Consider the following 19,179-nt stretch of genomic DNA (forward strand, 5'->3'; position numbering starts at 1 on the left):
AATTTTTCGCAAGTCGTGGATGTGACCGCTGGTCTGAAGAACAGTTTGAAAGAAATAGGGGATTTGGCAAACGCCAGACAAACAAAAGGGCCATTCAATAATTGAATGACCCTTATAAAATCCCGCAGAGCGGGTAATCGTGGCGTCCCCTAGGGGACTCGAACCCCTGTTACCGCCGTGAAAGGGCGGTGTCCTAGGCCACTAGACGAAGGGGACGCAAAACCTTCTATACAACTGATCAGTGCTGAGAGCTGATCGATTCAAGGCCGGTGTGGCCAGACCTTGAACTGTAAAATTGGTGGAGCTAAACGGGATCGAACCGTTGACCTCCTGCATGCCATGCAGGCGCTCTCCCAGCTGAGCTATAGCCCCGGATTTTTCGCCTCACGGCGGAGCGACATTTTGCAACATCGCTTCTGTAAAACTGGCGTCCCCTAGGGGACTCGAACCCCTGTTACCGCCGTGAAAGGGCGGTGTCCTAGGCCACTAGACGAAGGGGACGCAAACCCTTCTATACAACTGACCAACCCTGAGAGTTGATCGCTTCAAGACCCGTGTGGCCAGACCTTGAAGTGTAAATTGGTGGAGCTAGACGGGATCGAACCGTCGACCTCTTGCATGCCATGCAAGCGCTCTCCCAGCTGAGCTATAGCCCCTCATCGCTGAGGACGGGGCGAATCTTAATGGCGCTTCGGAAGGCTGTCAAACATATTTTCAACAATTTCCAAAATTTTTTGTCGCCATAACAATCACTTACCGCCCTCCCCCCGAAAAACGGGGGTAAAACGATCTTAGGCGATGTTGCCCAAGAGTTTTTCCCATTCCTTGTTTTCCTTCTTCGACACGCCACCGAGCAAGTCGATCGCCTGGCGCAGACGGAAACGGGTCAAGTCCGGACCGAGGATTTCCATCGCATCCAGCACCGACACCGAACTGGCCTGGCCAGTGATCGCGGCAAACATCAGCGGCATGGCGTCACGCAACTTCAGTTCCAGGGATTCGACCACTGCTTGAATCGTTGCGGTGATGCTGTCCTTTTCCCACTGACGCAGGCTTTCCAGCTTCCACAAAATCAACTGCATCAACTGACGCACCTGATCGCCCGACAGCTTCTTGGATTCGAACAACTTGGCGTCCGGGTTCACGCCACCGGCGAAGAAGAAACCGGCCAGCGGTGCGACTTGGCTGAAGGTTTCAACCCGACCCTGCACGTGCGGCGCGATCTTCATCATGTATTGCGGGTTCAGCGCCCAAGTCTGCAAGCGGCTGGCGAACTCTTCCACCGGCAGGTCCCGCAGCCACTGGCCGTTGAGCCACGACAGTTTCTCGATGTCGAAAATCGGGCCTCCGAGGGAGACGCGGCTCAGGTCGAAGTGGTCGACCATTTCCTGCAGCGAGAACTTCTCGCGCTCATCCGGCATCGACCAGCCCATGCGGCCCAGGTAGTTGAGCATCGCTTCCGGCATGAAGCCCATGCGCTCGTAGAACGTCACCGAGGTCGGGTTCTTGCGCTTGGACAGCTTGCTCTTGTCCGGGTTACGCAGCAGCGGCATGTAGCACAGCTCCGGTTGTTCCCAGCCGAAGTACTCGTAAAGCAGAATCAGTTTCGGCGCCGATGGCAGCCACTCTTCGCCGCGCAACACGTGGGTGATGCCCATCAGGTGATCATCGACCACGTTGGCCAGGAAGTACGTCGGCAGGCCGTCGGTCTTCATCAGCACTTGCATGTCCATACGATCCCACGGGATCTCGACGTCGCCCCGTAGCATGTCTGGAACGACGCAAACGCCTTCGCTCGGCACTTTCATGCGGATCACGTGCGGTTCGCCGGCGGCCAATCGGGAAGCGACTTCTTCCGTGGACAGCAACAGCGCACGGCCGTCGTAACGCGGGGTTTCGCCGCGAGCCATTTGCTCGGCGCGCATCTGGTCCAGCTCTTCGGCCGTACAGAAGCAAGGGAACGCATGGCCCATTTCAACCAGCTGCTGGCAGTACTTCTGATAGATCTCGCCGCGCTCGCTCTGGCGGTAAGGACCGTGCGGACCGCCGACGTCCGGGCCTTCGCTCCAGTCGATACCCAACCAGCGCAGGGCATCGAAAATCTGTTGTTCGGACTCGCGGGTCGAACGCAATTGGTCGGTGTCTTCAATGCGCAGGATGAACTCACCGCCATGCTGCTTGGCAAAGCAGTAGTTGAACAAAGCGATGTAAGCGGTACCTACATGGGGATCCCCGGTAGGCGATGGCGCGATGCGAGTACGGACGGTGGTCATGGCAAGTCTCGAAATGAAGATAAAACAAAGGGCGAATGGTAACAGGCGTTGCCCGCCCGGCTCCAGTGAGCAGGGCATTTAAGCCAAGGTAGCGCCTACAACGCACGCATGCCGCGGTGAATGGCCGAATATCAGCCGATGGCATTCGCTCTCATGAAAAACCAGAGCGAATACCAGCCGAATTTAAGACCGCAGGGTTCCCCTGCAACATAGAATCTCCCACAGGTTTTGTGTCGTTCGCATAATTGATAAACGACACAAAACCTGTGGGAGCGTGCGGGCGGCGATCCGACTTGCCCGCGAAGAGGCCCGCTCGGGTGCTGCAAAACTCAAACGGTGATCAACCGCTCCCGCAACTTGCCAATCTCATCACGCATTTGCGCCGCGGCTTCGAATTCCAGGTCGCGCGCAAGCTGGTACATCTTCTCTTCCAGCGCCTTAATACGCTTGGCGATTTCGCCCGGCGAACGCAATTCTGCTTCGTACTTGGCGTTTTCCTCGGCGGCCTTGGCCATGCCTTTGCGCTTCTTGCTGCGCGAGCCCGGCACGGTGGCGCCTTCCATGATGTCGGCAACGTCCTTGAACACGCCCTTGGGCGTGATGCCATTGGCCAGGTTGAAGGCGATCTGCTTATCACGACGGCGCTCGGTTTCGCCGATCGCCCGCTCCATCGAGCCGGTAATGCGATCCGCGTAGAGAATCGCCCGACCATTGAGGTTGCGCGCCGCCCGGCCGATAGTCTGGATCAGCGAGCGCTCGGAACGCAGGAAGCCTTCCTTGTCCGCATCGAGAATCGCCACCAGGGACACTTCCGGCATGTCCAGGCCTTCACGCAGCAGGTTGATCCCCACCAATACATCGAAGGTGCCCAGACGCAGGTCGCGGATGATTTCGACCCGTTCAACCGTGTCGATGTCCGAGTGCAGATAACGCACCCGTACGCCGTGGTCAGCCAGGTAATCGGTCAAGTCTTCGGACATGCGCTTGGTCAACGTCGTGACCAACACCCGTTCTTCTAGCGCCACGCGCTTGCCGATTTCCGAGAGCAGATCGTCGACCTGGGTCAACGCCGGGCGGATTTCGATTTGCGGGTCCACCAGGCCAGTCGGACGGACCAGTTGCTCGACCACGCGACCGGCGTGTTCCGCCTCGTAATTGCCCGGCGTGGCCGAAACAAAGATCGTCTGCGGGCTGATGTTTTCGAACTCGTCGAAACGCATCGGCCGGTTATCCAGCGCTGACGGCAGACGGAAACCGTATTCCACCAGCGTCTCCTTACGGGAACGGTCGCCTTTATACATGGCGCCGACCTGCGGCACGCTGACGTGGGATTCGTCGATCACCAGCAAGGCGTCGGCCGGCAGGTAGTCAAACAAGGTCGGTGGCGCCTGGCCAGATTCACGGCCAGACAGGTAGCGCGAGTAGTTTTCAATGCCGTTGCAGTAACCCAGCTCGAGGATCATCTCCAGGTCAAACCGGGTGCGTTGCTCCAGACGCTGCGCTTCCACCAGTTTGTTGTTGGAACGCAGGTAGTCCAGGCGCTCCTGAAGCTCGACCTTGATGCCTTCGATGGCGCCGAGCAGGGTTTCCCGTGGCGTCACGTAGTGGCTTTTCGGATAGAAGGTGAAGCGCGGCAACTGGCGGATCACTTCGCCGGTCAACGGATCGAAGGCGGAAATCTTCTCGACTTCGTCATCGAACAGCTCGATGCGGATCGCTTCAAAATCGGATTCTGCCGGGTGGATATCGATCACATCGCCGCGGACCCGGAAAGTCGCACGGGCGAAATCCATGTCATTGCGGGTGTATTGCAGGTCCGCCAGACGGCGCAGCAATGCACGCTGATCGAGCTTGTCGCCGCGGTCCACGTGCAGAACCATCTTCAAATAGGTTTCCGGGCTGCCCAGACCGTAAATGCACGACACCGTGGTGACGATGATCGCGTCTTTGCGCTCCAGCAACGCCTTGGTCGCGGACAGTCGCATCTGTTCGATGTGATCGTTGATCGAGGCGTCTTTCTCGATGAACGTATCCGACGACGGCACGTAGGCTTCGGGCTGGTAGTAGTCGTAATAGGAAACGAAGTACTCGACGGCGTTGTTCGGGAAGAACGCTTTGAACTCGCCATATAACTGTGCAGCCAGCGTTTTGTTCGGCGCCAGCACCAGGGTTGGACGCTGCACCTGGGCGATCACGTTGGCAATGCTGAAGGTCTTGCCCGAGCCGGTTACACCAAGCAACGTCTGGTGTGCCAGCCCGGCTTCGATGCCCTCGACCATCAGACGGATGGCTTCCGGCTGATCGCCAGCGGGCTCGAAGCGGGTGACTAGCTGGAATTCAGACATGAAATAACCTCTCGGTTTCGAAGCAGGAGTCGCGCCTTGTACGGTCAAACCGGACAGCAACGAGAAAGACCGCAAACGACCGATGTCGCCCGAGGAAAAAACTGGATTGCGCTCAATGTGGAGCCGATTGCCCGCGCTTTCAAGGCAAACGTCCTACATCGGGTAAAACGTTTGACGTTGCCAATCGACTAACGGTCGAAAAATAATCGGAAAAACTTAACGTAAAAGCAGAATCGTCTGTCGCCATCAATCGCTGATGGCCTCTATACTAGCTCCCCGTTTGTGCACCGCTCTAGTGCATTCGGCTGGAGCGCGACACGTCCCTCCACTCTCCATTCAGAGCCGCCGCAAAATGAGCCTGTTCTCCGCTGTCGAAATGGCACCACGTGATCCAATCCTGGGCCTCAACGAAGCATTCAACGCCGATACCCGTACCAACAAGGTCAACCTGGGGGTCGGTGTTTACTGCAACGAGGAGGGGCGAATTCCACTCCTGCGCGCCGTTGTCGAAGCCGAGACGATTCGCGTCGCTCAACACGTTTCCCGTGGCTACTTGCCAATCGACGGCATCGCCGCCTACGACCAGGCCGTGCAGAAATTGCTGTTTGGCAACGACTCGCCGCTGATCGCCGCGGGCCGGGTCATCACCACCCAAGCCGTTGGCGGTACTGGCGCGCTGAAAATCGGTGCCGACTTCCTCAAGCAACTGCTGCCGAACGCTGTCGTGGCGATCAGCGACCCGAGCTGGGAAAACCACCGCGCGCTGTTCGAAACGGCCGGTTTCCCGGTTCAGAACTATCGCTACTACGACGCTGCGACCCACGACGTTAACCGTACCGGCCTGCTGGAAGACCTGAATGTTCTGCCGTCCGGTTCGATCGTTGTGCTGCACGCGTGCTGCCACAACCCGACCGGCGTGGACCTGAGCCCGGCGGACTGGAAAAACGTTCTGGACGTGGTGAAAGCCAAAGGTCACGTGCCGTTCCTCGACATGGCCTATCAGGGCTTTGGCGATGGCATCGACGAAGACGCCGCTGCCGTGCGTCTGTTCGCTGAATCGGGCCTGACGTTCTTCGTTTCCAGCTCGTTCTCCAAATCCTTTTCGCTGTACGGCGAGCGTGTTGGCGCCCTGTCGATCGTCAGTGAATCGAAAGAAGAAAGCGCGCGCGTGCTGTCGCAAGTCAAACGCGTGATCCGCACCAACTACTCCAACCCGCCGACCCACGGTGCAAGCATCGTCGCCGCCGTGCTGAACAGCCCGGAACTGCGCACCCAATGGGAAGAAGAACTGGCTGAAATGCGCCTGCGGATTCGCGGCATGCGCATGCAGATGGTCGACCTGCTTGCCCAGAAAGCGCCCCAGCGTGACTTCAGCTTCGTCGGCCGCCAGCGTGGCATGTTCTCCTACTCCGGCCTGACGGTTGAGCAAGTGACCCGCCTGCGTAACGAATTCGGTATCTACGCCTTGGACACCGGCCGCATCTGCGTTGCCGCGCTGAACCAGAGCAACATCGAGGTCGTGACCAAGGCCATCGTTAAGGTGATCTGAGTCGTTGAGTGGTAAAAAAACGGGAAGCCCTTGGGCTTCCCGTTTTTTATTTGTCTCAGATAATTCTCAATGCATCGACCGAGAGCTCTAGACTGCACCCACAGGTTTTATGTATACCCCGAAATTCTTACGAGAGCCGACATGAAAAACGATGACCTACGCGCCGACCGCGATGAGCTGAATCACTTCGCGCCTCGCACCCCGGCCAAACGTAGTAATAACCTAATGATGCAAGTCGCTGCCGGCGTGTTTCTCGGCGGCCTGGCCTTGTGGCTGGTGCAACTGGCCGCAACGATGCTGTATACCAAATTGATGCTCGCCACCGTCACCTTCGGCGGTTAAGCCAGTTCGGTTGCGCGTTGGCTGGCAGCGTCGTCATAGGCGACGTAGAGGGATTCGGCGACCTGGCTTTTGATGGCCTTGGCACTTTCCAGGCCCAGGACGAAACCTTCGGCCTTGCCACCGGCACGGTTCAATTCGTCAGCGGTGCTGGCCTGAGTGATTGCGTCGAACAGTTTTTCGGCGTGAGGACCGACGCCTTTGGGCAGGCTGATCTGAGCGATGCTCATGCGAACACCCCATTGTGGCGAGGCGTGGTGGTTAGTTGATTCATGGCGCGTACCTTTTCGGCGAATGGCCGGCAGCGCGTGTAACCACTTCCGGGCGGCCATGGTAGACCTCTGAGGCAATTCTGGTAACCGCCCACCGTCGATAAACCACCGTCCGTCCCCATGAATCCGTCAAGTGGCTAACAGGTGCTTGACTTCTCTTTTTGAATCAGTAACATACACGCCATTCCGCGATAGCTCAGTTGGTAGAGCAAGTGACTGTTAATCACTGGGTCCCTGGTTCGAGTCCAGGTCGTGGAGCCATACAAGGTTCCAGAGAAGGCTTCCAAAATCTCTGAAACCCCTGAAAAACCCGCCTTCTGGCGGGTTTTTTCGTTTTGGCGTTCCTTCGGATTCCGATGGGTGCCAACCGTTTAAGGGTAGAGTTTGGGATATAGGTCAGTTCGATAAAAGGGAGTCCCCTTATGTCGCGCACCACTGCACCACCGCTCCACTCTCCGATTCCGCTTGCCGCTCGGCCAAGCCGATCTTATCGATCAGGCGACCACACCGACGCAATCGCTACGCTTGCAACGCGAAGCCTCGCGCAAACTCATCCGGTCAACTCAAGTACTTCGCTCTGAACAGGACCTGATGTGGCCGCAAACACTGGAAGAGCATGTAGAGCTGTTTGTTCAGCATTACCCGTGTATGAGAATGCAGATCTCTTTTTTCTTGTCCCGTAATCGCCCCAAAGCAGCCGATCCCGACAGACAGCAAACGGCCAGGAGCGATCATTGGTCAAAGCGGCCCCGATATCGAATTACCTCACCCCACTTCCAACGCTGTAGTCACGAATCACGTCGGTCAGTCATAGGCGCATGTTGTGCCATCAGGTCAGCGACCCAATCGATGAACACGCGCACCTTGATGCTGATATGCCGGTTCGGCGGAAATGCCACGTATATCGGCATCGGATCGAGACGCCAGTCCTCGAACAAGGGCACCAGCTCGCCGCGCGCCAGGTGGGCCTTGGACATGTAGTCTGGCAGCCAAAGAACTCCCAGGCCGGCCAGGCCAGCCGCGATGTAGGCATTGCCATCGTCAACCGATAACACGTAGCGACCCTGGATCTGGACACTCTCGCCGTTGCGGCGCATGGCGTACGGCAGGGCCTTGCCGGTGCGCGCCCACAGGAAGCCGACGATACGATGATGCGAATCTTCCAGTTCTCGCGGATGCAAGGGCGTACCGAGGCGCTCCAGGTAGCTCGGCGCCGCATAAACGCCAAGTTGGAGGTCGCCTACCCGCCGTGCCATTAGAGACTGATCGGTTAGCTCGCCGCCGCGCACGACACAATCCACCTTCTCACCGATCAGATCCACGATGCGATCGCTTACGCCCATGTCGATCTGGATATCGGGGTATCGAGCATGAAACGCAGGCAATGCCGACACTAGAATCATACTAGCCAGCGGGCTGGGCACATCCACTCGCAACCGGCCCCTGGGCAGCGCTGAGGCACTGGACAGGCTAGTCTCGGCATCGTCCAGGTCGGCCAGCAGCCGCACCACGCGTTCGTAATAGACGGCGCCGTCGGCCGTTACGTTGACCTTGCGGGTCGTGCGGTTGAGCAATTTGACGCGCAACCGTGCCTCCAGTTGCTGCACCAGTTGCGTCACGCTGGTCTTGCTCATATGCAGTGTTTCGGCCGCCTTGGTGAAGCTGCCAACTTCCACCACCCGAGCAAATGCCTGCATCGCATCGAAACGGTCCATTACTGCCCCGGATAGTTATCGGATTGTTTGGGTTTTACGAACAGTGATAGCTACAGTTGCTCGTTTATCGGGCAAGCACAAGTCCTTAAAGTCCTTTCATCGTTAGTTCAGGGTCGGTTTGACCCGTTGATGGAGGCAAGATATGACAAAGCGTGATGTTGTTTTTCCGCCCGGACGCCAGGCGCTTTATGAGCGCAATCGCTATTCGCCGGCGATCCGCTCCAATGGCTTTTTGTTCGTTTCGGGGCAAGTCGGTAGCAACGAAGACGGCTCGGCCGAACCCAACCTGGAGGCGCAGGTCCGGCTCGCGTTCAACAATCTGAACGCGATCCTGGTAGCTGCCGGTTGCACATTTAACGACGTGATTGACATAACCATCTTCATCGTCGATCCCGAATCGAAGTTCGAAGCGATCTGGAAGGTTGTCCCGGAGTTTTGGGGTCACTCGCCGCACCCGACGTTAACCGCCGTCGGCGTAACGTGGCTCTATGGCTTCCAGTTCGAGATCAAGGTGATCGCCAAGCTTCCAGAAACCACCAGGAGCTGATCTGACCAGCGATAGACCGCCTGCCGCGCTTTCATGACGACACACACGATGGGCCGGCGATCGCGCCCGATGCGCAAAGGGCAGACCTCGAGTCCAGGCCGTGCCAGACAGTAATATCGAAAAGCCCTTGAATCGAAAGGTTCAAGGGCTTTTTTGTGGGCGGCAGATCTACAGCCCTTTTAGCGAGTGCAGCCGTCAGACATGTTCACTGCTTTTGGAATGCACCGCTCGCGGCTCCGTCGAACCATGGTCCGCCTCCACCACCGGAATCTCATTCCCGTCGCAGTCACGCAGTATACCTTCGCTGAAGTAATCCCCTTCGCGCAGCGCCGCCAGATCCTGATAGCGCAGGACACGCTCAGTACCGGCCGCGAACACCGATTGCTGATCCGAATTACCGGCGGTGAGGTGGTTGAAGGTCAGGTTGAGCACGATGGCCATGATTGCCGAGGAGCTGATGCCTGAATGGAAGATCGTTGCGAACCAGCTTGGGAATTGGTCGTAGAAATTCGGCGCTGCGATGGGGATCATGCCGAAACCGATGGAGGTGGCCACGATGATCAGGTTGACGTTGTTGCGGTAGTCGACCTTGGACAGCGTACGAATACCGCTGGCCGCCACGGTGCCGAACAGCACGATACCGGCGCCGCCGAGAACAGAAGTCGGTACCGCGGCGATGACCCGGCCCATAAACGGCAGTAAACCGAGGATCACCAAAAACACACCACCGGTAGCCACCACGAAGCGGCTCTTGATGCCGGTCACCGCCACTAGCCCGACGTTCTGGGCGAAGGCGCTTTGGGTAAAGGAGCCGAAGATCGGCGCGATCATGCTCGACAGCATGTCGGCGCGCAGGCCGTTGCCTAAGCGTTTGGAGTCGACCTTGGTGTCGATGATTTCACCCACCGCGAGGATGTCCGCCGAGGTTTCCACCAGGGTCACCATGACGACGATGCACATCGACAGGATCGCGGCGAAGTGAAAAGTCGGCATGCCGAAATGGAAGGGTGTCGGGAAGCCGAACATCGGGCCCTGGGTGACGGACGAGAAGTCTGCCATGCCGAGGAACACTGCGATCACCGTACCGATGACCATGGCCAACAGAATCGACAATCGAGAGATGGTCGCACTGCCGATCTTGCTCAACAGCAGCACCAACATCAGCGTCACGGCCGCCAGACCGATGTTCGCCATGCTGCCGAAGTCCGGAGCGTGGCTGTTGCCGCCCATGGCCCAGCGTGCGGCTACCGGCATCAGCGTCAGGCCGATGGTGGTGATCACGATGCCCGTCACCAACGGTGGGAAAAACTTGGTGATTCGCGAGAACACCGGAGTGATCAGCAGCCCGATCAATGACGCGGCTATCACCGCCCCGAGAATCGATTGAAACCCGCCCTCCCCGCCACTGCTGACAATCGCCACCATCGTCGCGACACCAGAGAACGACACGCCCTGTACCAGCGGCAATTGGCAGCCAAAAAACGGTAATCCCAGCGTTTGCAGTAATGTCGCCAAGCCACCCGCAAACAATGAAGCAGCAATCAGCAAACCAATGTCCGCCGGCGAGAGCCCGGCCGCCTGGCCGATGATCAAAGGCACCGCGACAATGCCGCCGTACATGGTCAGAACGTGTTGCAGGCCGTAAGCCATATTCGCGCCGACACCGAGATTTTCATCCTCAGGCCGTTGGTGTGAAACAGGGGGCGTTTTCATGGTTTGGAGGGTTCCCTGGTTTTTGTTGTGCGCACACTGTATGCAAGAGTCAGGACAAATGTCTATAGAGTTGTATACAACTAACCAGTCAGATTACGGACACCTGTCCACGCGGTCCTTTACCTACGCAGCCTCCCCCCCCAAAACTTTTGAAATACATCCTTTCTTTGCCTCCTCCCTCGCCCGCTAGTCTTTGGAATTCCAAGCGACCGCCGGCACGGACGCCTCTCGCTTATACATATAAAGTATGCATAATGAAGCCATTCGAAATTCAGTATCACAAGGCAAAGAACGCAGCTAACAAATTAAAGCATCAAGGGATCAGCCTCGCGGAAACGGAGGCCGTGTTTTATGACGAGAGAGCCCTCTCGTTGCAAGACAACCATCACGATGAGCAGCGGTGGATCATCATGGGGCTGGATGCCAAAGGTCGTTTGTTGGTCGTCGCGTACACCTATCGCGATCCGAATTTCGTTCGAATTATTTCTGCGCGCATCGCCACCAAAAACGAGCGCCGGCGCTATACGGAGGTTTGATCAATGAAAGACGAGTACGACTTCAGCAATGCCAAACGCGGAGCAGTTGCTTCTGGCAAAGGCAAAACCCGAATTACCATCATGCTGGATGATGTCGTCATAGAGGCTGCTCGCTCTATGGCCGAGAGCGAGGGATTTGGCTATCAGACTGTGATCAACAACACCTTGCGCCAGGCCTTACTCACCGATAAAGGCAAAACGGCGGAGCCGGATCAGTGCACCGCTGTCGCGAACGCAGGACATTTCAAAGAAGGGATTACGGCCTGCGAACTGCGCAGTCTGGAAAAAAAACTCTCAGAGGTACTCAGCGAAATCCATCGAGTGATGGAGTCTTGATCCTGCCTCATGAGCACTGTCGAGCGATTCACGCCCGAGTGCCGCTGTTTGGTATTAAAGCTGCACTTGATTCAATCAGCCCCTCAAACACCCGCTTTAACCCTGCATGCACCGGCACCAGAATTCCGAACTCACGCTCCAGCAACCCGATCAACTCATCCACATCCGCCACTTGCCGCCGTTCAGTCTCACTGCCGATACGATGAATCGCAAAACTGCCGTTGTTCAGTGTGCGGCGCCACCCTTCCCCGGCGCGCGCCACCATCAACTGTCTGGCAAAAGACGATTCTGGATGGGTCGAGACATACCAGTTGCCGACGGCGTAATCGATGTCTTCCTGGCGCTGCAAATCGAAAATGTACATCGCCCGCCACTCGCCGGCGACGTTGGCACGGAGGGTGTAGCCATCCTCATGCTGTTCGATGCGATAGGGTTCGTGAGGTGTGAACTGTTCAGTCGGACTATCAAGCATCAGCGGTGCGGTGGGAACCATGCCGCCGAAGCCGACGTCGGTGATGTAGCGCACGCCGTCCAGGGTTACCAGGCTCAAGCGGTGCGTTCGGGCGGTCCACGCGTCTTCGGGTTGGCCCATGACCACTCGGCCGGAGATGCCGCGAGCATCGAAGCCCAGTTCCTGAAGCAAGACCAGAAACAGGTTGTTGAGTTCGTAGCAGTAACCGCCGCGACCGTCGTGCAGGACCTTTTGCTCGATGGACGGCAGGTCGATGACCACCGGCTGACCCGACAACGTGGTGAGATTTTCGAACGGGAAGGCGCCGGTGTGGCGCAGTTGAAGTTGGCGCAGGGTTTCCAGGGTCGGCGCCGGGGGCGCGTCGAAGCCAAGACGCTGCAAGTACAACGCTCTGTTCGTCAGGTGTGGCTCGCTCATTGATCTGTCCTTATGCAGGGGGCCGCGGATCTCTGGGCCGATGGGCGCCATGTATAAGGGATAAAGCGGTTCGACTGACAATTGATTTAGCCAATCGCCGTACACGTCAAGATCAACGCCGCTTGCGCGAACTCAAGCGAATCCACGTCGGCGCGTGATCGCTGGCATGCGGCTCGTTGCGAACCCAGGCATCCACTCCCGCCTCATGCAGATAAGGGCTCAGCGCCGGGTTAAGCAGCAGATGATCGATGCGCAGGCCTGAGTTTTTCTGCCAGTGCTGGCGAAAATAATCCCAGAACGTATAGAGCCGATCCTCCGGATACAGTTGGCGCAAGGAATCGGTCCAGCCCTGGGCCAACAGGCGCTGATAACACTCGCGGCTTTCAGGTTGCAGTAACGCATCCTTCAGCCAGGATCTCGGGTTGTAGATGTCCAGGTCGGTGGGCACCACGTTGTAGTCACCGGCCAGCACCACGGGATGCTCACTGGCCTGCAGCGTCTGCGCGTAGTGGATCAGCCGTTCGAACCACGCCAGCTTGTAATCAAACCTCGGCCCCGGCGGCGGGTTGCCATTGGGCAAGTACAGGCAGCCCACCAGAATCCCGTGCACGGCGGCCTCCAGATACCGGCTATGGGTGTCGCTGTCATCGCCCGGCAGACCTCGACGACTCTCCAGCGGCTGTGCATCCCGCGCCAGGATCGCCACCCCGTTCCATGAAGACTGACCTTGCCAGATCGCGCCGTAGCCAGCGGCCTCAAGCTCGGCGGCGGGGAATGCACTGTCGACCGACTTGAGCTCCTGCAAACAAGCAATGTCGGGTTGCTCTCGCTCAAGCCAGGCCAGCAAATTCGGCAGTCGGGCGCGCATGCCGTTGACGTTGAACGTCGCGATTCTCAGGTTCTTCATGTCCCAACGCTCGCAATGGCGGATCGATATCCAGTTGTGACCGGGGTGCGCCCCGGCAGTTGCCGCCGCGAGCGAGACAGGCGACTAAAGGCACGCCCCTACACTGGAAACTCGTCCTGCGACGCCTTGAGCAATGGCAGCAACGCCTGCTTTTCCATGGGTCGACTCAAGTAGAATCCCTGCACCTCATGGCACTGATCCGAGATCAGGAAGTCCATTTGCTCCAGGGTTTCGACCCCCTCTGCCGTCACGGTCAGGCCCATGGCCTTGCCCAGGTTGATGATTGCCTGCACCACGGCGCGGTCATTGCCGCCGCTGCTCATGGACGAGATGAAACGCTTGTCGATCTTGAACCCGTCGAACGGGTACGTGCGCAGGTAACCCAAGGACGAATAACCGGTGCCGAAGTCGTCCATGTTCAACCGCACACCCAGCTCCTTGAGCGCATTCATGGTCGCCAACGCGCCCTCCACATCAATGAGCATCACGTTTTCAGTGATCTCCAGTTCCAGGCGACTGGCCGGTAAACGGGTCTGGATCAACGCCTCCCTGACGTCCTCCACCACATCGCTGCGGGCAAATTGAACAGGCGACAAATTGACCGACACCATCAACGCACCGGGCCAAGTCAGGGCCGTTTCACAGGCTTCGCGCAGCACCCAACGCCCCAAAGGCACGATCAGGTCGGTCTGCTCGGCCAATGGGATAAACGCATCGGGGCTCAGCAGCCCCTGTTCCGGATGCTGCCAGCGCAGCAACGCTTCCACCGAGACGACCTGCTTGCCGCCCATGTTGTAGCGCGGCTGGTAATGCATCACGAACTCGTTGTTCTTGATTGCCCGGCGCAGGTCGTTTTCCAGGCGCCGGCGGTGCTGGATCTGATGGTTCATGTGCGACGCAAAGTAGCTCCAGGTTCTCTTGCCATCGGATTTAGCCTGATACAGCGCAATGTCAGCACACCGGATCAACTCATTGGGGATGTGACCCTGACGCCGACTCAAGGCGACACCGATGCTCGCCCCGATGTGCAGCGTGTGATGCTCGTAATGAATCGGCTGGTGCAGGCTCTCGAGCAAGCGCTCGCAGAACCGGTCGATTTCAGCGTGGCTGTCCATGCCGTTGAGCACCAGCACAAACTCATCACCACCGAGCCGAGCGACCAGATCAATGTCCCGCGTGCACTTGCGCAATCGGGTGGCAACTTCCAGCAGCACTGCGTCGCCGGCCGGGTGGCCGAGGGAATCGTTGATCGGCTTGAAGTTGTCCAGATCGATCATCAACAGCGCCAGCGCCGCCGAATGCTCTTTCTGCGCCAGGGCCTCATCGAGGAAACGCGCCAGCTTGTTGCGATTCGGCAGCCCCGTCAGGGCATCGTGCAACGACAGGTGCTGGATCTGGGCATGGGCGGCGACTTCATCGGTGATGTCGCTGGCCGTTCCGCGAAAGCCCAGTACCGCGCCCTTGCGACGGATCAGTCGTGCCGAAATCCGGCAAATACGCTGTTGCCCCAACGGGTCGCGATAGGAGCAGCGCAAATGGCTGACGGGCTGTTCTTCATTGAGCTTATGCAGCCACAGCGACAAGGGAATCGTATCGCAATTGAGCAGTTGCCCGATGTCCTGCCCTATCCATTGCTGATCGGAATAACCGGTGACGGTGGCGAAACGTCCTGACAGATAGGAGATGCAATGTTTGTCGTCGATTTCCCAGATCCAGTCGGAAGCGGCCTCAGCCACTGCACGAAAACGATCTTCACTGGCCTCCAGCGCCTGGTTCGATAAATCGAGGCTGGTGTAGCTGGCATCCACGTGCCCGGACGCGCGTAAGACATGTTGGAAGAAATAAGCCGTTAACAACGCCAGCACCAACAGCGCGCCGCCCAATGGCGGCAGCAGCGACCAGAGCAATTGATGACCCGGTTGTTCAAGTCGGGAAACCAGGCTGTAGCCGGTGCCCGCCAGTACCACGGCTGGCCTGCCGGGCGCGATGGCGTCATCAGGCGCCAGGTTTAAATCATGCAAACCGTAATCGGTGCTCAGGGCGCTGAGCTTGTCAGGGCTTAATGGGTCGACGAATACCAGCACCGAGGTGCCTTGAGGATCGGCCGCCGGCCTTTCGTCATTGGGGACGATCGCGGCAGCCGTCAGCAATGCCGGTTTGCCCTCGAACAGCGTGAACTGGCTGATGGGATCAATGAGGCTTTCCTGACTCTGGACTGCCTGTATCAGCGTCGCCATCGATGCCGAAAGATAGGTGGTCGCCGCCTCCTGCACCTGAAGCCCACGCACCACGGCGTATTTGGTTTGCTGATGATCGACCACGAAGACGCCATCGTAGTGATCGATACTGAACAAGGTTTTGCCCAGGTTCTGCTCGGCATAGGCCCATTGCACATCGACCTTGCCGTTCAAATGGTCGTAGGCGGTCGTCCAGTTGGCATAACTGACGACGTAGTTTTTCGAGGCGGTGATGCGGTTTTCCAGCGCACGCTGGGTGTAGAAAGTGGTCTTGGCCAAGTCCTGGGCGTCCAGCCGCCCGGCAATGTTGAACAAGGCCAACAGGGCGATCAACACACCCAGAACAAACAGCAGGCCGACGACAATCACCAGGTTGCGGGTTATCGGCGTATGACGGGGAGCGGCGACAGTGGTAACGGCAGTCATATCCATGCACTTGATCCTGTCAATCGATTGCCTGATCGGGATGCGACGCTCGCAATACTTTTTTACCAGAGCACTCATCGAACGTTCACTGAACATAGCAGCCATGCTGGGCTCTGGCGCCCGGATAACGCCATAGAGCCCACTCAGTTGGCTCTTGCTGTAACTGCCGCTAAGCCAGTCACTGATTTATTTCACTCGCTGATCCATCGGGGACTCTCGATTCCAGGGCATGGTCAGCCTCCTGACCCTGATTGATACCTGTAAACCATGTCCCCGGTCTCAAACGTAAAGGATGTAACCGGTTTTTACCCCGGCTTGTGACCGCCGGCAGGTTCCACTTGCCGTTCAACACCTCGGTCTTGAGCCCATACAAACGCGTGGTCAGGTTGAACCTATCCTTCGGCCGTTGACCACGCGCGTGAGTGTTGGAACCTTCCACGTCATCAGCGTCTGCGCGTCTTCGGGCACGGTCTGAAGCGCTGCTTTGATTTCAGGCTCCAGCGCATCCATGTTGAACGATTTTCCGGGTTCGAGACCGATACGCTTCATCTGCGCCAGGATCGGTTGATCGGAGATGTGCGCAGGGTGCACTTTGAGCAACTGGACGGCGTAGGCGAAGTAGTCGGCCACCGACATGGTGTCGACCTGGATCTTTGGCGGCGTCTTCAGGTCCACGGTCGGGTCGCCTTTCACGCTGGCAAGCTCGGGGCTTTTACCCAGCAGGGACAACGGGGTCACGGTATAACCAGCCTGAATTTTGTGCACGGCCGCGTAGTCCGCCGCACCGTCGGTGTCGGTGCGGCCAATGACCCAGACAAAGGGTGTAGGCGCCGGCAGATGGTTAAGTCCGGCAGGCACCGTCCCGATCCAGTCCGGCGGTGTCACCAAAAACTGCCCCGCTTGTGTACCCGTGGTGCGCCAGCCCGGTGAGGCGAACACCTCGGTCCACATGTCGAGCATCGGCAGAACGTAAAAACGCCCGGCCGTATCGGGCGCCGCGATCACCAGAGGTTCTTTGGTCAAATCCAGCCAGGCAATGGAATACACGGAGTCGACGTTCGAGCGCACCACCCCTTTGATATCTGAAAGTGGATACTGCGGCACGTTGACAAACTTGTTCGTCGGACCTTTACCGAATTCCTTGCCCGGTTCGATAGGGGTGAATTGCTTGCGGGTGATGTCCATCGTCAACAGCGGGTAAAAATAAAGGTAGGCATCCACGCCGATTGCGTGAGCTTCCGTGGCTGTGACTGTCGATTGAGCGCGGCTCGCGAGCGGAAAAATAGCGGTGACTGCGACGGTTAGAGCAACGGCTGTCAATGCTTGAATTATCAACATTGTGGCGATCGTCCGTTCGGTGGGGAGACTTGCCGGAATCGGCAGGGCTACCGCAACTCTAGACGATCAATTCAAGAGGATCTGACAGGCGGACAGCCGGCTGGCCGAAGTGTTGCACGGGTGAAACAACCTACACCTCAACGATCCGAACGCAGCAGTGCCTCGACACCGCCTTCCATCGACAGCACCGCCGAACGGTTTCGCCCCGAATGTTTGGCTTGATACAGCGCCGCGTCCGCTCGTTCGATAAACACTTCCATGCTGTCCCGCCCAGTCGGCACAAACGAATAACAGCCAAGACTGACCGTCACGAATCCCGTGGGTGAACCGCTGTGGATGATGTTCTTGTCCATGACGCTACGGCGAATCTGCTCGGCAATCACCATCGCGCCGTGAATGTCGGTGTCGGGCAGCAAAACCGCAAACTCCTCACCACCGTAACGCACGGCCAAATCGGCCTTTCGATGGCAGCACCCCTTCACCGCCCGCGCCACCTCAGCCAGGCAATGGTCCCCCGCCACGTGGCCGTAAGCGTCGTTGTAGGGTTTGAAGTAATCGATATCGAGCATGATCAGGCTCAGCGAACTCGACTGCCGGGCGCCACGGCCGAACTCGATGTCCAGCGCCCCTTCGAACAACCGGCGATTGGCCAGGCCGGTCAGGCTGTCATGGGTCGCGATCAGCTTCAGCGCTTCCTTCGCCTTGCGCAAATCCGCCTCAACCCGTTCGCCGAGGCGCACCTGATGAAGGAACACCCAACCGAACAGCCCCACGCCCAGCACCACCAGGGCAACGATGACCGTGGAATGAAACGCGGTGTCGTACCAGTCCTTGAGAATCGATTCCCTGGACGAGGCGGCGGACACTACCAGCGGATAAGTGTCGAGCTGACGGTAGCCATACAACCGCACAACACCATCGACCAGTGAGCTGAACATCGCATTACCGGAGGACGCGTTGGGCAGCAATTTCTCAAAGATCTCGCTTTTGGCCAGTGATGTGCCAATCAGCGATTCCACAAACGGCCGTCGCGCCAGCAGCGTTCCGTCGGTCAACCCCAAAAACATCGAACCGTTATCATCAATGCTGAAGCTTTTGAAAAACTGATCGAAGTACGCCATCTTGATTCCGGCCAACAAAACGCCCTGGAAATTGCCATTCTTGTCGTTCACACGCTTGGATATCGGAATGATCCACTCGCCATTTTTCCGACTGCGAATTGCCGGCCCGATGTGCGCCAGGGAGGAGACGTTCTGCTGGTGGAACTTGAAATAATCGCGATCCGCCACACCCGGGCCGCGTGGCAGATCGTCGAAAGAGGTAACGACCCACTGCCCCTTCTGGTCGAACAGAAATATCCCGTGCAATTGATTCAGCGCCTGCACCCGCAGGGCGAACGTTTTCTGCAAGCGTGCCTTTTGGGGCGCGCCGAAACCGTCAGCCTGAATCCAGTCCGCTAGGCTGGTCAGCACCAGATCGGCTTGCATGAAGGTGTCTTCGGCCTGCTGCGCCATGGCCCGCGTCAGGTTTGAAGACGCCACTTGCGCCAATGCCAGATCGTGCCGCCGCGATTGCTCCAGTTGCAGGTAAAGCAAACCGCACAGGCTCAGGCACACGACCGCAATAAACAGCACCGCTGCTTTGCGCAGCGGTAACCGTTTCAGGGTGACACCCGTGGCGTTGTGCGGCTCGTGAAGAGGGATTGGCAAAAGCTCATCCTGCAAGGGTAAGGCATGGGTAGAAGACCCAAAACCCTT

At 58.0% G+C, this 19,179-nt stretch carries 14 protein-coding genes, 5 tRNA genes and 2 pseudogenes; 7 read left to right on the plus strand and 14 right to left on the minus strand.

Annotation, left to right across the window (positions count from 1 at the left end; translation table 11 throughout):
* Positions 1-140: 140 nt before the first annotated feature.
* The 6 genes from ACYZTU_RS19070 to uvrB all read right to left on the minus strand — a co-directional run bounded on the left by ACYZTU_RS19070 (position 141) and on the right by uvrB (position 4,618).
* Positions 141-216, minus strand: a tRNA-Glu gene (locus ACYZTU_RS19070).
* A gap of 80 nt (positions 217-296) precedes the next feature.
* Positions 297-372, minus strand: a tRNA-Ala gene (locus tag ACYZTU_RS19075).
* Positions 373-425: 53 nt separating this feature from the next.
* Positions 426-501 (minus strand) — tRNA-Glu (locus tag ACYZTU_RS19080).
* Between the two features lie 79 nt (positions 502-580).
* Positions 581-656 (minus strand) — tRNA-Ala (locus tag ACYZTU_RS19085).
* 135 nt (positions 657-791) lie between these two features.
* Positions 792-2,273: a glutamate--tRNA ligase gene (gene gltX / locus ACYZTU_RS19090; RefSeq protein WP_461964719.1), complete on the minus strand. Its 1,482-nt coding sequence runs from the start codon at positions 2,271-2,273 to the stop codon at positions 792-794.
* Between the two features lie 329 nt (positions 2,274-2,602).
* Positions 2,603-4,618 (minus strand): excinuclease ABC subunit UvrB, encoded by a 2,016-nt coding sequence (gene uvrB / locus ACYZTU_RS19095; protein ID WP_461964720.1) that lies wholly within the window; start codon positions 4,616-4,618, stop codon positions 2,603-2,605.
* Positions 4,619-4,970: 352 nt separating this feature from the next.
* On the opposite strand from uvrB, the gene ACYZTU_RS19100 reads away from it, so the two are divergent.
* Complete coding sequence (locus ACYZTU_RS19100) at positions 4,971-6,167, plus strand: amino acid aminotransferase (RefSeq protein ID WP_461964721.1); 1,197 nt, start codon at positions 4,971-4,973, stop codon at positions 6,165-6,167.
* A 141-nt stretch (positions 6,168-6,308) separates the two neighbouring features.
* On the plus strand, positions 6,309-6,509 hold the full coding sequence (locus ACYZTU_RS19105; protein ID WP_461964722.1) for a hypothetical protein: 201 nt from the start codon (positions 6,309-6,311) through the stop codon (positions 6,507-6,509).
* On the opposite strand, the gene ACYZTU_RS19110 is transcribed toward ACYZTU_RS19105, so the two are convergent.
* The gene (locus ACYZTU_RS19110; RefSeq protein WP_033061947.1) at positions 6,506-6,736 is read right to left on the minus strand and encodes a hypothetical protein; all 231 of its coding nucleotides are present in this window, start codon (positions 6,734-6,736) and stop codon (positions 6,506-6,508) included. The two genes, ACYZTU_RS19105 and ACYZTU_RS19110, sit on opposite strands and share 4 nt — an antisense overlap.
* Positions 6,737-6,963: 227 nt before the next feature.
* Here ACYZTU_RS19110 and ACYZTU_RS19115 point away from each other — a divergent pair.
* Both ACYZTU_RS19115 and ACYZTU_RS19120 read left to right on the plus strand, forming a co-directional pair.
* Positions 6,964-7,039, plus strand: a tRNA-Asn gene (locus tag ACYZTU_RS19115).
* Between the two features lie 219 nt (positions 7,040-7,258).
* A pseudogene (locus tag ACYZTU_RS19120) lies at positions 7,259-7,483 on the plus strand (nucleotidyltransferase domain-containing protein); the annotation flags it as partial.
* Positions 7,484-7,566: 83 nt separating this feature from the next.
* Here the strand turns inward: ACYZTU_RS19120 and ACYZTU_RS19125 are convergent.
* The gene (locus tag ACYZTU_RS19125) at positions 7,567-8,493 is read right to left on the minus strand and encodes a LysR family transcriptional regulator (RefSeq protein WP_461964723.1); all 927 of its coding nucleotides are present in this window, start codon (positions 8,491-8,493) and stop codon (positions 7,567-7,569) included.
* Positions 8,494-8,635: 142 nt separating this feature from the next.
* On the opposite strand from ACYZTU_RS19125, the gene ACYZTU_RS19130 reads away from it, so the two are divergent.
* On the plus strand, positions 8,636-9,040 hold the full coding sequence (locus ACYZTU_RS19130; RefSeq protein ID WP_461964724.1) for a RidA family protein: 405 nt from the start codon (positions 8,636-8,638) through the stop codon (positions 9,038-9,040).
* A gap of 195 nt (positions 9,041-9,235) precedes the next feature.
* On the opposite strand, the gene ACYZTU_RS19135 is transcribed toward ACYZTU_RS19130, so the two are convergent.
* Positions 9,236-10,753 carry a nucleobase:cation symporter-2 family protein gene (locus tag ACYZTU_RS19135; protein ID WP_461964725.1) on the minus strand — a complete coding sequence of 506 codons (1,518 nt, stop codon included), beginning with the start codon at positions 10,751-10,753 and terminating at the stop codon, positions 9,236-9,238.
* Between the two features lie 254 nt (positions 10,754-11,007).
* Between ACYZTU_RS19135 and ACYZTU_RS19140 the strand changes: the two genes are divergently transcribed.
* Both ACYZTU_RS19140 and ACYZTU_RS19145 read left to right on the plus strand, forming a co-directional pair.
* Complete coding sequence (locus ACYZTU_RS19140) at positions 11,008-11,289, plus strand: BrnT family toxin (RefSeq protein WP_461964726.1); 282 nt, start codon at positions 11,008-11,010, stop codon at positions 11,287-11,289.
* 3 nt (positions 11,290-11,292) lie between these two features.
* Positions 11,293-11,625, plus strand: a complete 333-nt coding sequence (locus ACYZTU_RS19145; protein WP_461964727.1) for a BrnA antitoxin family protein — start codon at positions 11,293-11,295, stop codon at positions 11,623-11,625.
* 28 nt (positions 11,626-11,653) lie between these two features.
* On the opposite strand, the gene ACYZTU_RS19150 is transcribed toward ACYZTU_RS19145, so the two are convergent.
* From ACYZTU_RS19150 to ACYZTU_RS19170, 5 genes and pseudogenes are all read right to left on the minus strand, one after another.
* Positions 11,654-12,514, minus strand: coding sequence for an arylamine N-acetyltransferase family protein (locus tag ACYZTU_RS19150; protein ID WP_461964728.1), 861 nt, complete (start codon positions 12,512-12,514; stop codon positions 11,654-11,656).
* A 112-nt stretch (positions 12,515-12,626) separates the two neighbouring features.
* Entirely contained in the window at positions 12,627-13,421 is a 795-nt protein-coding gene (locus tag ACYZTU_RS19155) for an exodeoxyribonuclease III (protein ID WP_461964729.1), read from the minus strand.
* Between the two features lie 98 nt (positions 13,422-13,519).
* A complete protein-coding gene (locus tag ACYZTU_RS19160) occupies positions 13,520-16,090 on the minus strand; it encodes a bifunctional diguanylate cyclase/phosphodiesterase (protein WP_461964730.1) in 2,571 nt (856 codons plus the stop codon).
* Between the two features lie 396 nt (positions 16,091-16,486).
* A pseudogene (locus ACYZTU_RS19165) lies at positions 16,487-17,422 on the minus strand (DUF1254 domain-containing protein); the annotation flags it as partial.
* Positions 17,423-17,559: 137 nt separating this feature from the next.
* Positions 17,560-19,131 (minus strand): sensor domain-containing diguanylate cyclase, encoded by a 1,572-nt coding sequence (locus tag ACYZTU_RS19170; RefSeq protein WP_461964731.1) that lies wholly within the window; start codon positions 19,129-19,131, stop codon positions 17,560-17,562.
* Positions 19,132-19,179: the final 48 nt, after the last annotated feature.

The organism is Pseudomonas sp. HLT2-19-2 (assembly GCF_054898005.1).